The sequence below is a fragment of the Mycobacterium xenopi genome (assembly GCF_009936235.1).
In the GTDB taxonomy this organism is placed as follows: Bacteria; Actinomycetota; Actinomycetes; order Mycobacteriales; family Mycobacteriaceae; genus Mycobacterium; species Mycobacterium xenopi.
Map to the genome: position 1 here is coordinate 3,712,139 of NZ_AP022314.1, position 12,802 is coordinate 3,724,940.

Below are 12,802 nucleotides of genomic sequence, written 5' to 3' on the forward strand. Positions count from 1 at the left end.
TCGCTGGTTTTTCGGTAACTTTGCGTCTTCTCGCGCTACGGCTCTGGGGTGAACGTCGGCAGCGGTTTGCCGGATTTCCAATGCTTGAGCAGGGCACGAGCCAACTCCCGGTAAGCCGAAGCGCCCTTATTCTTGCGTGCGGCCATCACCGACGACCCGGAGGCGCTGGCCTCAGCGAAGCGCACCGTCCGGGGGATCGGCGGAGCCAGCACCGGCAGGTCGTATCGGTCGGCGACGTCGAGCAGCACGTCGCGGCTGTGGACGGTGCGCGAGTCATACAGCGTCGGCAACGCCCCCAGCAGACGCAGCCGCGGATTTGTGATCTGTTGGACGTCGGCGACGGTGCGCAGGAACTGCCCGACACCGCGATGCGCCAGCGTCTCGCACTGCAGCGGCACGATCACCTCGTCGGCCGCGGTGAGCCCGTTGAGCGTGAGCACTCCCAGCGACGGCGGGCAGTCGACGATGACCACGTCGAACCGCCCGCTGAGCTTGTCCAGCGCGCGTTTCAGCGCATACTCGCGGCCCGCCCGCATCAGCAGCATCGCCTCGGCGCCGGCGAGATCGATATTCGAGGGCAACAATGTCATTCCCTCCGCGGTGCTGACCAGCACCGCGTCGGGTTCCACTTCACCAAGCAGCACCTCATGCACGGATACCGGCAACTTGTCGGGATCGTGGCCGAGCGAAAACGTCAGGCAGCCTTGGGGATCGAGATCGACAAGCAGCACTCGGCGGTCTTCGTCGACCATCGCCGCCCCCAATGAGGCCACCGTCGTCGTCTTGGCAACCCCGCCCTTCTGATTCGCGACCGCCAGCACCCGGGTGTCAGTCATTGGCGCCGCTCCTCCTCATCGCTTCGCTCTGCATCGTCGCCGGCGTCAGCCATCGGCGCCGCTCCTCCTCATCGCTTCGCTCTGCATCGTCGCCGGCGTCAGCCATCGGCGCCGCTCCTCCTCATCGCTTCGCTCTGCGCTTCGCTCTGCATCGTCGCCGGCGTCAGCCATCGGCGCCGCTCCTCCTCATCGCTTCGCTCTGCGCTTCGCTCTGCATCGTCGCCGGCGTCAGCCATACGCGCCGCTCCTCCTCATCGCTTCGCTCTGCATCGTCGCCGGCGGGCTATACGCGCCATCCTGGCACCTTCCCCGCCATGCCCGCGCGGCGATCGCAGCGACTCTCAGGCACAATCGGTCTGCATGGGCATCGAGGACCATCGACTGGTGCTACTGCGTCACGGCGAGACCGAATGGTCGAAGTCTGGCCAGCACACCGGTCGCACCGACCTCGAGCTGACCGACACCGGCCGCAAACGGGCGCAGGCCCTCAGCGAGACCCTCGGCCACCTTGGCCTCGACGACGCGGTCGTTTTCAGCAGCCCACGACGGCGCGCCCTGGTCACCGCCGAGTTGGCGGGTCTTGCGGTCGACGAGGTGACCGAATTGCTCGCCGAATGGGACTACGGCTCCTTCGAGGGTCTGACGACGGCGCAGATCCGCAAGTCGCATCCCGACTGGTTGATCTGGACGCAGGGCGCACCGGACGGCGAAAGCGTCGCGCAGGTCAGCGACCGAGCTGATGAGGCTGTCGCATTAGCGTTGCGGCACATGGCATCTCACGATGTGGTTTTCGTCGGGCACGGCCACTTCTCGCGCGCGGTGATCGCTCGCTGGCTCGAGCTGCCGGTGGGCGAGGGCCTCCGATTTGCAATGGCCGCCGGCTCTGTCGCGGTATGCGGTTTCGAACACCGAGCGCGCCAGCTGGCGCGCCTAGGCTGAGCAGCAATCCACATGGATAGCCAGCCGCCGTTCGTGCTAAGCGGGCCGAGCGGTGTGCTCATCGCCGACGGGGTCGAACGCCGCTTCTCGGACGTGTTCGCCGCACAGGCCGCGCTGCGCGCTGGCCATACACCAATAGTGCTGGGCGCGTTGCCATTTGACATCAGCCAACCCGCTGCGTTGATAGTGCCCCGGGCAGTGCGGCACGCCGAGACGCTGCCCGACTGGCCGAGCGGTCCGCTGCCGGCGGTGCGCGTCGCCGCCGCGATCCCGTCTCCTGAGCAGCACCGCACCCCCGTGCAGCAGGCACGAAACCGGATCGCCGCACCGGGCAGCACGCTGAGCAAGGTGGTGCTGGCCCGCGCGTTGCAACTGGTCGCCGACGCACCACTGGACGCCCGGGCGATCCTGCGCCGGCTGGTCGCTGCCGACCCGGCCACCTACGGCTACCTCGTCGATTTGACACCGGGCGGCGGTCGATCCTCGGGTGCGACGCTAGTGGGCGCCAGCCCGGAACTGCTGGTCGCCCGCGACGGCGACCGGATAACCTGCCGCCCGTTCGCGGGATCCGCGCCGCGTGCCGCCGATCCCCGACTAGACGAAGCCGCCGGCGCCGCATTGGCTAGTTCGGCCAAGAACCGTCACGAACACCAGCTGGTGGTCGACTCCATGCGCGCCGCGCTGCAGCCGTTGTGCGACGACCTGACAATCGCGCCGTCCCCTCAGCTTCGTCGCACCGCGACGGTATGGCATCTGAGTACCCCGATCAGCGGGCGGTTGCGCGATAGCTCAACCACCGCAATAGATTTGGCGTTGGCATTGCATCCAACACCTGCGGTCGGCGGTGTACCGACCAAGCAGGCATGCGAGCTGATCACCACGCTGGAAGGGGACCGCGGTTTCTATGCCGGGGCTGTGGGCTGGTGTGACGGACGCGGCGACGGGCGCTGGGTAGTGTCGATTCGCGGCGCGCAGCTGTCTGCCGATCGCCGCGGCGTCCTCGCCCATGCGGGCGGAGGCATCGTCGCTGAATCCGACCCCGACGACGAAGTCGACGAGACCACAACGAAATTCGCGACCATCCTAGCCGCGCTGGGAGTCCAGCATTGACCACCGGCCCCGCCACGAGGCGACACCGCCGCGATGATCCCGGCGCCCATCGAGGCCTTGGGCTAGCGTGCCTCGGGTTCGCAGTCGGCGGTGTCGGCCGAATCACGCCGACTGCCGGTCGCCCACCGCAGCGCAGACGGGCTAAACAGCAACACCAACGCCGTCACCGCGATGACCGCGACCGGGATTCCGAACAGCGGCCGGTGCGAGCCCACCCCGAGATACCAGGCCACCGGCAGCAGCAACAACTGAACGAACACCGCGAAGCCGCGACCCCAACGCTTGCCGTGCAGCAGCGCCCATCCAGCCGACAGCACACCGCCACCGAGGAGAACAAACCACACCGCGGTGCCAAAACCGTTGACGACGTGCTGGTCTGCACCGGCGAGGGCCCGCACCACCAGAACCGCGGCCACGGCCAAGCCCGCCGCGCCTTGCACGGCAACGATCAGGCCCGCGCCACGCACGGTAGCTGGGGCGCGTGATGTCACAGCGTCAGCGTAGCCAGCCAGTAGGCTGACTCCCCATGCGCGCGGTGCTGATCGTCAATCCCACGGCCACCTCGACCACCCCGGCTGGGCGCGACTTGTTGGCGCACGCGCTGCGGAGCCGTCTTCAGCTGACCATCGAGCACACCACTCACCGCGGTCATGGCGGCGAGATCGCGCAGGCCGCCGCCGAAGCCGGAGTCGACGTGGTGGTCGTGCACGGTGGTGACGGCACGGTGAGCAACGTGGTCAACGGCTTGCTTGGCCGTCCAGGCCAGTTGCCGACCGGCCATATCCCCGCGCTGGCAGTGGTTCCGGGTGGATCGGCGAACGTGGCGGCCCGGTCACTGGGGATTTCGCCGGACCCGATCATTGCCACCAACCAACTCATAGGGCTACTCGACGAGTATGGACACCAGCACAACTGGCGCCGGATCGGGGTGATTGACTGCGGCGAGCGGTGGGCCGTGCTCAACGCCGGTATGGGCGTCGACGCCGAGGTGGTGGCCGCTGTCGAGGCCCAGCGCGAGAAGGGGGTCAAGGTCACACCGCTGCGGTATTGGCGCGTGGCGGTGCCCACCACAGTGGCCTACGCCCGCCGTGAGCCCACCTTGACGCTGCGACTACCCGGCCGCGACCCCATCCCCGGCGTGCACTTCGTCTGGGTCACCAACACCAATCCGTGGACCTATAGCAACAACCGCCCGCTGTGGACCAACCCGGGCTGCACATTCGAATCCGGCCTCGGGGTGTTCGGCCTCACCAGCATGAAGGTGATCCCGACACTACGACTCCTGCGCCAGATGCTGTCGAAACGACCAAAGCTGCAGGCCAAACAGCTCATTCGCGACGACGACGCCCCATGCCTGGAGGTCACCTGCACCGGCCCGCCGATCGCCAGCCAATTCGACGGGGACTATCTGGGGCTGCGGGAGCACATGACATTCCGCTCCGTCCCCGACGCGCTGGCAGTTGTCGCCCCACCCGCTAAAGCCCGCTCTGAGCTGCGGAAATAAGCTGGCCGGCGCACGGACGGCGCAAATGCGGGGAGAGTGTAGTACAAATGGGTGTGGCTTGGGCTAACAGATCGCCAAAGTGAGATTGCCCACGTGCTGACGTGCACTATTGACATCTGTTGAGCCTATGAAACGATCAAACGATCGCGTGCAACGGTACGGAAACATTCTTGTGCCCGCGTTAACAGCCGAAGAAAAACACCTGTGCGCACTGCTGCGCACATAGTGAGGAGTAACAACGTATGGATTGGCGCCACAAGGCGGTCTGTCGCGACGAGGACCCGGAGCTGTTCTTTCCGGTGGGGAACAGCGGGCCGGCACTCGCGCAGATCGCTGACGCGAAACTGGTCTGTAGCCGGTGCCCGGTGACCACAGAGTGTCTCACCTGGGCGCTGGAAACTGGCCAGGACTCGGGCGTGTGGGGCGGAATGAGTGAAGACGAGCGGCGCGCGCTCAAGCGCCGCAACGCCCGGACGAAAGCACGCACCGGAGTCTGACGGAGTTTCCGGTATTGCGGCCTCGACAATTTGTCGGGGCCGCAATACTGCGTGCGAGCTATTGCGCCGGCCGGGCGCGCCGACCAATCGGGACCCGCAACACCACCTCAGTGCCCCCAGTGGCCGCGGCCTGCATGTGCAGCGAGCCGTCAAGCTCCGCCGACACCAGCGTCCGCACGATCTGCAAGCCCAGCCGATCCGACGCTTCCAGGCTGAACCCATCCGGCAGGCCCCGGCCGTTGTCGTGGACCACCACGTCTAGCCAGCGCGCCGAGCGCTCGGCATGGATCGTCACACATCCCTGAGCGGCCTCGGGGTCGAAGGCGTGCTCGATCGCGTTTTGCACCAGTTCGGTGATGACCATGATCAGCGCGGTGGCGCGATCGGAATCCAACACGCCCAGTGCGCCCACCCGGTTGACCCGGATCGGGGTGTCGACGCTGGCTACGTCGTTCATGATGGGCAGGATCCGGTCGATCACCTCGTCGAGGTTGACCTGCTCGTCCACCGACATCGACAGCGCGTCGTGCACCAGCGCGATCGACGAGACTCGCCGCACCGACTCGAGCAGCGCTTCGCGCCCCTCCGGGTTGGTGGTGCGGCGTGCCTGCAGCCGCAGCAGTGCGGCCACGGTCTGCAGGTTGTTCTTGACCCGGTGGTGGATCTCGCGGATGGTGGCGTCCTTGGACATCAGCGCGCGGTCGCGGCGCTTGACCTCGGTGACGTCGCGGATTAGCACCGCGGCGCCGGCGGCGGAGCCGTGCACCACCAGCGGCAGCGTCCGCAGCAGCACAGTGGCGCCGCCGGCGTCGACCTCAATCCGCATGCTCGCACCGCCGGCCAACGAATCACGCACGTGCTCGGCCAGTTCATGCGCCTCGAACGGATCGGAAATCAGGGGACGGGTGACCTCAATAAGGTTGTGGCCCTCCAACTCTGACGTCAACCCCATTCGGTGATAGGCCGACAACGCGTTGGGGCTGGCATAGGACACGACGCCATCGTTGTCGAGGCGGATGAAGCCGTCACCGGCTCGCGGGCTGGAGCGCGCCATCGCGACGTCGCCCACGTTGGGAAACGTTCCCTCGGAGAGCATGTGGACGAGATGGGCGGCGCAGTCCAAATACGCGGTCTCTAGCGGGCTGGACTGGCGGTTGGCCGCCAGAGCCGTTTGGTGCGTGAGCACCGCCACCACTTGCTCGCCGTATCGCACCGGCACCGCTTCGACGTTAAGACCCCGCTGCTGCCACGAAAAATATTGTCCCGCATCGCGTTCCCGCCCGATGGTGCCGGAGGTAAACGCCGCGGCGACCAACGGAAGCTGGTCGGCGGAAACCACCGTGCCTACCGTGTCGGTCAGCAACACCGTCGGTGCGGTGTTGGGCCGGCATTGCGCGACGCACACCAGTGCGCCGTCGTCACGACGCACCCACATCAGGTAATCCGCGAACGACAAGTCGGCCAGCAGCTGCCACTCGCCCACGACCGCGTGCAGGTGGTCGACGGCATTGCCCGGCAAAACGGTGTGTTCGGCAAGCAGGTCACCGAGAGTCGACATCGATAATTCCCGGCACCAATTATGACGGCGTCAACGCTTAACTGATCACCGCGATGAGGTCCCCGGCCTGGATGACGTCGCCGACCGCCACGCTGACTTTGCTCACCGTGCCGGCCACTTCCGCCAGAACCGGAATCTCCATCTTCATCGACTCCAGCAGTACCAGGGTGTCCCCCTCGCCGATTTGATCGCCCTCGTTGACCATGACTTCCAGCACGCTGGCCACGATCTCCGCCCGGACGTCCTCGGCCATCATCACCCCGTTCGCCACTTAGCCGATGGTTTGCGCAGTCTTGCCGCTCCATCGAACCACACTCAGTCGTCGTTAGAGCGGTGAGTGGGCCGCGCGCCGACGGCACCGCGAGAGTAAGCAATCTCGAAGGTTAATAAGCGAATCTATAGAGTTCGATCCGTGATCGTGTCGTGTTCCGACTGTGATTCTTGAGCAGAATCGTTACCAAAGTGATTTCTGTGTCCGAAGCACATTCCGTGCCTCAGGAGTGAGGAGTATCCGGATGTCCCTGAACACGTCTCCGAACCGGCGCACCCCGGTAGGCCGCGTCGCCGCCGGAGCAGGCCTGGTGCTGGCCACCGCTGGAGTGATCGCGTTCGGCAGCGGAGTTGCCGCTGCCTCTCCCCCGCCCACGCTCGTCGACGATCCGGCTCCCACTCCCGCGCCCGACCCGACCGCTGCGGTAAACGCCGCCAACGCGATCTTCGGGGTCCTCAATTCTCTGTTGAATTCGGTGCTGCCCGGTGCCGGTTCGCTGGTGCCCGAAACCTCCCCCGCCAGCCCCCTGTCGCCGGGCGTTGGCACCTACCCCAGCCCCCTATCGCCGGGCGTTGGCACCTACCCTGGCACGTTGTTGCCGGGCGGCGGCGGTTACCCCACCACGCCGTCGCCGGACGCGGGCGGTTACCCGGGCTTGCTGTCACCGGGCACCAGCGGCTACCCCACCCCGCAAACCCCGGCACAGACCAGCCCGGTGGTATAGCCGAGCGCCGACCGAGCCCGACGCCGTGAAAGACTAGGCCACAAGGCATACCGCAAGGAGGTTCATCCATGGCCAAGCGTGGCCGCAAGAAGCGCGACCGCAAGCACAGCAAGGCCAATCACGGCAAGCGGCCCAACGCGGGCGGCTAGCCGCGGATGATCGTGGTCCGGCTGATCTCCAGGCGCAGCCGCTCGCGAAGATGCTCCGGGGCCTTTTCGCCTTTGCACTTCTTGGCGATCAGCGCTTTGATCCGCTCCTCGAGCCCGTAGTGGCGTAGACATTCGGGGCACGCCTCAAGGTGCTGGCGCAGCTTCCTTTTCGCGTCTGGAGTGCATTCACCGTCAAGCAGGGTCCAGATCTCGGCAATCACTTGCCGACAGTCGGCGTACATGTCCGGATCGGTGCTTCCACCGGAGCAGGAGAAGTCGCTCACGACGACACCTCCTCAGCTGTCTGATCGCCGCGAATGAACCCGCGCTCCTTGGCCACATTGGCCAGCAGTCCACGCAGCTGACGCCTGCCGCGGTGAAGCCGCGACATCACCGTGCCGATCGGCGTATCCATGATCTCGGCGATCTCCTTGTACGGGAAGCCCTCGACGTCGGCCAGGTACACCGCCATCCGGAATTCTTCAGGCAACGCCTGCAGCGCTTCCTTGATCTCGGTGTCGGGGAGCGCCTCGAGAGCTTCGACCTCCGCTGAGCGCAGGCCAGTCGAGGAGTGCTCGGCGTTGGCGGCAAGTTGCCAGTCGGTGATCTCCTCGGTCGGGTACTGCGAGGGCTGCCGCTGCTTCCTGCGGTAGTTGTTGATGTAGGTGTTTGTCAGGATGCGGTAAAGCCAGGCCTTGAGATTCGTGCCCTCGCGGAACGACCGGAATCCGGCGTAAGCCTTGACCATGGTCTCCTGAAGCAGATCCTCAGCATCGGCCGGATTGCGGGTCAGGCGTAATGCACCGCCGTAGAGCTGGTCCAGCAAGGGAATCGCGTCGCGTTCAAAACGCGCCGTCAACTCGTCGTCTGTTTCATCGGATCGGGCCGGCGCAGTGGATCTGCCGGCCTCCGCGATGTCTTGCCCGGTCGTGTCGTCGCTGTCGGCCATCTTCGTTAGCACAGTCCCTTCTGCCGCGGTGCCGCCGAAGAGCCCCCACAGCGACACCTGACGCTCGAGGCAGCGAGCCGACTGCTCGTTTTCCAGCAGGCTCATCGCTGCTGACACCCGACGCCCCTCCCCAATCTAGAGGTTGTGACCGACAGATTGTTCTCCGCGGATCGCCCGCCACCGCGAGCTGCGCCGCAGATGAACCGCATGAGTCAACAGCATTAAGCATTCCGCTATTTCCGGTGTCGTATTTGGCGATAAACACGCAAATCCCGACCGCTGGTCGAAGCCGATCCGCGTGGCGTTAGTGTGACGCCATGTCTCTCACCGGCAAGACCATGTTCATCTCCGGCGCCAGCCGCGGAATTGGCCTGGCCATCGCCAAGCGGGTCGCGCGCGATGGCGCCAACATCGCGCTGATAGCCAAGACCGCCGAGCCGCACCCCAAGCTGCCGGGCACCATCTACACCGCCGCCAAGGAGATCGAGGATGCGGGCGGCAAGGCGCTACCGATCGTCGGCGACATCCGCGACGGCGACGCGGTAGCCGCCGCGGTCGCGCAGACCGTCGAGCAGTTCGGCGGTATCGACATCTGCGTCAACAACGCGTCGGCGATCAATCTGGGGTCCATCAAAGAGGTGCCGCTGAAGCGCTTCGACCTGATGAACGGCATCCAGGTGCGCGGCACCTACGCGGTATCGCAAGCCTGCATCCCGCACATGATGGGCCGGGAAAACCCGCACATCCTGACGCTGTCGCCGCCGGTGCTGCTCGACCCCAAGTGGCTCAAGCCGACGCCGTACATGATGGCCAAGTTCGGGATGACCTTGTGCGCGCTGGGCATGGCCGAAGAGCTGCGCGACGACGGCATCGCGTCCAACACGCTGTGGCCGCGCACACTGGTGGCCACCGCTGCGGTGCAGAACCTGTTCGGCGGCGACGAGGCGATGGCCCGGTCACGCAAGCCCGAGGTATATGCCGACGCGGCCTACGTCATCCTCAACAAACCCGCCGCCGACTTCACCGGCCACACGCTGCTCTGCGAGGACGTGCTGGTCGACGCGGGGGTGACCGACCTGTCGGTATACGACTGCACACCCGGCGGCAACCTGCAGGTCGACCTGTGGGTGGAAACCCCTAACCCGCCCGGCTACCGTGCGCCGTAAGAGGTCTACAGCAGGGTTGGCTGTTCGGGTTGCGGCTCGACCGGCTCGATCAGGTCAGGTCCGTTGTTGCGGACATTGTTGACCAACGTCGATATCTGGCGCATACGGATACCACGCACGTCCGGCGGACGCGTCAACAGTTGCGGGTCCGGCGGGGCGTCAGGATCCAGCCAACGGTCCCAGTCGCGTTCGGGCACCACCAGCGGCATGCGGTCGTGGATCTCGGCGAGTTCGCCGACCGCATCGGTGGTGATGATCGTACAGGTCAGCAGCGGTGACCCGTCCTTTTGCGGCTTCCACACCGACCACAGGCCGGCCATGAACAGCGGCTCCCCATCCTCGCGGTAGATGTAATACGGCGTTTTGCGGGCCTTTTTGCTCGAGTCACGGCTCACGCGCCATTCGTAAAAGCCGTCCATGGGGACCAGGCAGCGCTTGGATTTCACGGCACCGCGAAACGCCGGTGAGGTGGTGACCTTGTCGGCGCGGGCGTTGATCAGCTGCGGGCCCTTGGATTCGGGCGCGCCGTCGGGTCCGGGCTTGACCCACGGCGGGATCAGCCCCCACCGCATCAGCCGTACCCGCCGGGTGGGTTCGTCGTCGGGTTCGTCGTGACGACGCACGACGGTCGCGATCGTCGCGGTCGGCGCCACATTGTAGTTCGGCGCGGCGCGGGCGTCCTGAGACCCGGTGGCCTCGTCGATCGCCTTGATCTTCTCAGCAAGCTTTGCCGGGTCGGTGGTCACCGCGAATCGTCCGCACATGGCTTCCATACTGCCTGGCTAGTGCCCAGCGCTGCCGTCGAGAAGCCATGATGGACCTGTGACCACCCAGCTATGGACGGCGCCGTATACACCCACACCGGTGTATGCGACCGTGACCGTGCCGGGCTCGAAATCGCAGACCAACCGCGCCTTGGTGCTTTCGGCGCTGGCCGCTGCGACCGGTCAGGGCATTTCGACCATCCGGGGAGCGCTGCGCAGCCGCGACACCGACCTGATGATCGGCGCGCTGACCACACTCGGCCTGCACGTCGACGGGCCCGCCGCCACGCTGACCGTCAGTGGCCGGCTTTCCCCGGTGCCGAATGCCCAGGTCGATTGCGGCCTGGCCGGTACAGTGCTGCGGTTTGTGCCGCCGCTGGCCGCGCTGAGCGAAGCGACGGTCACATTCGACGGCGACGAGCAAGCCCGGGCGCGACCCATCGCACCCCTGCTGGACGCGCTGCGGAGCTTGGGTGTCGGCGTCGACGGCACGGGCTTGCCGTTTCGAGTGCGGGGCACGGGATCGGTCGCTGGCGGCACGGTGTCGATCGATGCCTCGGCGTCGTCGCAGTTCGTTTCGGGGCTGCTGCTGTGCGCGGCCGCGTTCACCGAAGGGCTCACTGTGCAGCACACCGGTCCGACGCTGCCGTCCTCGCCGCACATTGCCATGACGGTGGCGATGCTGCGGCAGGCCGGAGTCGACGTCGACGATTCAATGCCGAACCGATGGCAGGTGCGGCGCGGACGGGTGGCAGCCCGCTGCTGGGACGTCGAACCAGACCTGTCCAACGCTTTTCCGTTCCTCGCCGCGGCCATAGTGACCGGCGGCACGGTGCGAATCACCGGCTGGCCGGCCGCCAGCATCCAGCCGGCCGACATCATCTTGGACATCCTGCGGCACCTGAATGCCATTGCCACCCAAACTGCTTCGTATCTCGAGGTGCGCGGGCCGCGGGTATACGGCGGCTTCGACGTTGACCTTCGAGACGTTGGTGAGTTGACACCGGTGGTAGCGGTGCTCGCGGCGCTGGCCGCACCAGGGTCGGTGTCCAGGCTGAGCGGCATCGCACACTTGCGCGGCCACGAGACCGACCGGCTCGCGGCGCTGAGCACCGAAATCAACCGCCTGGGCGGAAATTGCCGACAAACGCCTCACGGTCTGGTGATCACCGCGACCCCGCTGCGGCCAGGTATCTGGCGCTCGTATGCCGACCACCGGATGGCGACGGCGGGCGCGATCGTGGGTCTGCGGGTGGCCGGAGTCGAGGTGGACGACATCGCCACCACAGCCAAGACATTGCCGGACTTTCCGCGGCTGTGGGCCGACATGCTGGCCGATCAGGGGTCTGGCGCTTGAGGCCAGGGGACTTCGACGAGTCCGACGTCAAGGTCCGCTCCGGACGGGGCTCGCGGCCGCGCACCAAAATACGCCCGGAGCACGCCGACGCACGGCAGGCCATGGTGGTCAGCGTCGACCGCGGCCGCTGGCGATGTGTGCTCAACGGTGACCCAGAACGTCGGGTCACCGCCATGCGGGCCCGGGAACTGGGCCGCACCCCGATCGTGGTGGGCGACGACGTCGACGTGGTCGGTGATCTGTCCGGGCGCCCGGACACCCTGGCACGCATCGTCCGCCGCAGACCACGCCGAACTGTGTTGCGGCGCACGGCCGATGACACCGATCCGACCGAGCGGGTGGTCGTCGCCAACGCCGACCAGTTAATGATCGTGGTGTCGTTGGCTGACCCGCCGCCGCGGACCGGCCTGGTTGACCGGGGCCTCATCGCCGCCTACGCCGGCGGACTCACGCCGATCCTGTGCCTGACCAAAACCGACCTCGCGCCCCCCGAGCCGTTCGCCGAGCAATTCGCCGACCTCGAGCTGACCGTGGTCGCCGCTGGCCGCGACGATCCGCTGGATGCGACGCTGGATCTGCTTGCCGGAAAGCTCACCGTGCTGCTCGGCCATTCCGGAGTTGGCAAGTCGACTTTAGTCAATCGCCTTGTGCCAGAAGCGAATCGGGCCGTCGCCGAGGTAACTCACATCGGCAAGGGTCGGCACACCTCGACGCAGTCGGTGGCGCTGCCGTTACCCGGCGGCGGCTGGGTGATCGATACGCCGGGGATTCGCTCGTTCGGCTTGGCCCACATCGAGCCCGACGACGTGCTGCTGGCGTTTTCCGACCTGGCCGAGACGATCCGGGACTGCCCACGCAGCTGCGGGCACATGGGTCCACCCGCCGACCCGGAATGCGCGCTGGACTCCCTGACCGGACCGGCCGCGCGGCGTGTCGCCGCCGCCCGGCGGCTGCTGGCCGTGCTGCCCTGAGAAACCG

General features: G+C 66.5%; 17 protein-coding genes. 9 read left to right on the top strand and 8 right to left on the bottom strand.

Annotated features, from left to right (window positions below; genetic code table 11):
* Nucleotides 1-35: 35 nt before the first annotated feature.
* Together MYXE_RS17595 and MYXE_RS24680 are read right to left on the bottom strand one after the other, a co-directional pair.
* Entirely contained in the window at nt 36-836 is an 801-nt protein-coding gene (locus MYXE_RS17595; RefSeq protein WP_085196659.1) for a ParA family protein, read from the bottom strand.
* Entirely contained in the window at nt 829-942 is a 114-nt protein-coding gene (locus tag MYXE_RS24680) for a uridylate kinase (RefSeq protein ID WP_232061641.1), read from the bottom strand. The genes MYXE_RS17595 and MYXE_RS24680 overlap by 8 nt, the downstream gene beginning before the upstream one ends.
* Nucleotides 943-1,196: 254 nt before the next feature.
* Here MYXE_RS24680 and MYXE_RS17600 point away from each other — a divergent pair, with 254 nt between their 5' ends.
* On the top strand, nt 1,197-1,775 hold the full coding sequence (locus MYXE_RS17600) for an acid phosphatase (protein ID WP_085196663.1): 579 nt from the start codon (nt 1,197-1,199) through the stop codon (nt 1,773-1,775).
* A 12-nt stretch (nt 1,776-1,787) separates the two neighbouring features.
* Nucleotides 1,788-2,885 carry an isochorismate synthase gene (locus MYXE_RS17605; RefSeq protein ID WP_085196665.1) on the top strand — a complete coding sequence of 366 codons (1,098 nt, stop codon included), beginning with the start codon at nt 1,788-1,790 and terminating at the stop codon, nt 2,883-2,885.
* A gap of 62 nt (nt 2,886-2,947) precedes the next feature.
* Here MYXE_RS17605 and MYXE_RS17610 read toward each other — a convergent pair whose 3' ends face one another.
* A complete protein-coding gene (locus tag MYXE_RS17610; RefSeq protein ID WP_003920839.1) occupies nt 2,948-3,376 on the bottom strand; it encodes a hypothetical protein in 429 nt (142 codons plus the stop codon).
* 35 nt (nt 3,377-3,411) lie between these two features.
* On the opposite strand from MYXE_RS17610, the gene MYXE_RS17615 reads away from it, so the two are divergent.
* Together MYXE_RS17615 and whiB1 are read left to right on the top strand one after the other, a co-directional pair.
* Complete coding sequence (locus tag MYXE_RS17615) at nt 3,412-4,389, top strand: diacylglycerol/lipid kinase family protein (protein WP_085196667.1); 978 nt, start codon at nt 3,412-3,414, stop codon at nt 4,387-4,389.
* Between the two features lie 242 nt (nt 4,390-4,631).
* Nucleotides 4,632-4,886 carry a transcriptional regulator WhiB1 gene (gene whiB1 / locus MYXE_RS17620; RefSeq protein WP_003920841.1) on the top strand — a complete coding sequence of 85 codons (255 nt, stop codon included), beginning with the start codon at nt 4,632-4,634 and terminating at the stop codon, nt 4,884-4,886.
* A 58-nt stretch (nt 4,887-4,944) separates the two neighbouring features.
* Here the strand turns inward: whiB1 and MYXE_RS17625 are convergent, their stop codons facing one another.
* Nucleotides 4,945-6,444, bottom strand: a complete 1,500-nt coding sequence (locus MYXE_RS17625) for a sensor histidine kinase (protein WP_003920843.1) — start codon at nt 6,442-6,444, stop codon at nt 4,945-4,947.
* Nucleotides 6,445-6,481: 37 nt separating this feature from the next.
* A complete protein-coding gene (locus MYXE_RS17630) occupies nt 6,482-6,697 on the bottom strand; it encodes a biotin/lipoyl-binding carrier protein (protein WP_003920844.1) in 216 nt (71 codons plus the stop codon).
* Between the two features lie 262 nt (nt 6,698-6,959).
* Between MYXE_RS17630 and MYXE_RS17635 the strand changes: the two genes are divergently transcribed.
* Nucleotides 6,960-7,439 (top strand): hypothetical protein, encoded by a 480-nt coding sequence (locus tag MYXE_RS17635; RefSeq protein WP_139821178.1) that lies wholly within the window; start codon nt 6,960-6,962, stop codon nt 7,437-7,439.
* A gap of 68 nt (nt 7,440-7,507) precedes the next feature.
* A complete protein-coding gene (locus MYXE_RS25355; RefSeq protein WP_003920846.1) occupies nt 7,508-7,588 on the top strand; it encodes a 50S ribosomal protein bL37 in 81 nt (26 codons plus the stop codon).
* Here the strand turns inward: MYXE_RS25355 and rsrA are convergent.
* Both rsrA and MYXE_RS17645 read right to left on the bottom strand, forming a co-directional pair.
* Entirely contained in the window at nt 7,585-7,830 is a 246-nt protein-coding gene (rsrA, locus tag MYXE_RS17640) for a mycothiol system anti-sigma-R factor (protein ID WP_003920847.1), read from the bottom strand. The two genes, MYXE_RS25355 and rsrA, sit on opposite strands and share 4 nt — an antisense overlap.
* Nucleotides 7,831-7,868: 38 nt before the next feature.
* Entirely contained in the window at nt 7,869-8,537 is a 669-nt protein-coding gene (locus tag MYXE_RS17645) for a sigma-70 family RNA polymerase sigma factor (RefSeq protein WP_003920848.1), read from the bottom strand.
* Between the two features lie 317 nt (nt 8,538-8,854).
* On the opposite strand from MYXE_RS17645, the gene MYXE_RS17650 reads away from it, so the two are divergent.
* A complete protein-coding gene (locus MYXE_RS17650; protein ID WP_085196671.1) occupies nt 8,855-9,703 on the top strand; it encodes an SDR family oxidoreductase in 849 nt (282 codons plus the stop codon).
* A gap of 5 nt (nt 9,704-9,708) precedes the next feature.
* Here MYXE_RS17650 and MYXE_RS17655 read toward each other — a convergent pair whose 3' ends face one another.
* Nucleotides 9,709-10,467 (bottom strand): SOS response-associated peptidase, encoded by a 759-nt coding sequence (locus MYXE_RS17655; RefSeq protein WP_085196767.1) that lies wholly within the window; start codon nt 10,465-10,467, stop codon nt 9,709-9,711.
* A 58-nt stretch (nt 10,468-10,525) separates the two neighbouring features.
* On the opposite strand from MYXE_RS17655, the gene aroA reads away from it, so the two are divergent.
* A complete protein-coding gene (aroA, locus tag MYXE_RS17660) occupies nt 10,526-11,824 on the top strand; it encodes a 3-phosphoshikimate 1-carboxyvinyltransferase (protein ID WP_003920851.1) in 1,299 nt (432 codons plus the stop codon).
* Complete coding sequence (rsgA, locus tag MYXE_RS17665; RefSeq protein ID WP_003920852.1) at nt 11,821-12,795, top strand: ribosome small subunit-dependent GTPase A; 975 nt, start codon at nt 11,821-11,823, stop codon at nt 12,793-12,795. The genes aroA and rsgA overlap by 4 nt, the downstream gene beginning before the upstream one ends.
* Nucleotides 12,796-12,802 lie beyond the last annotated feature (7 nt).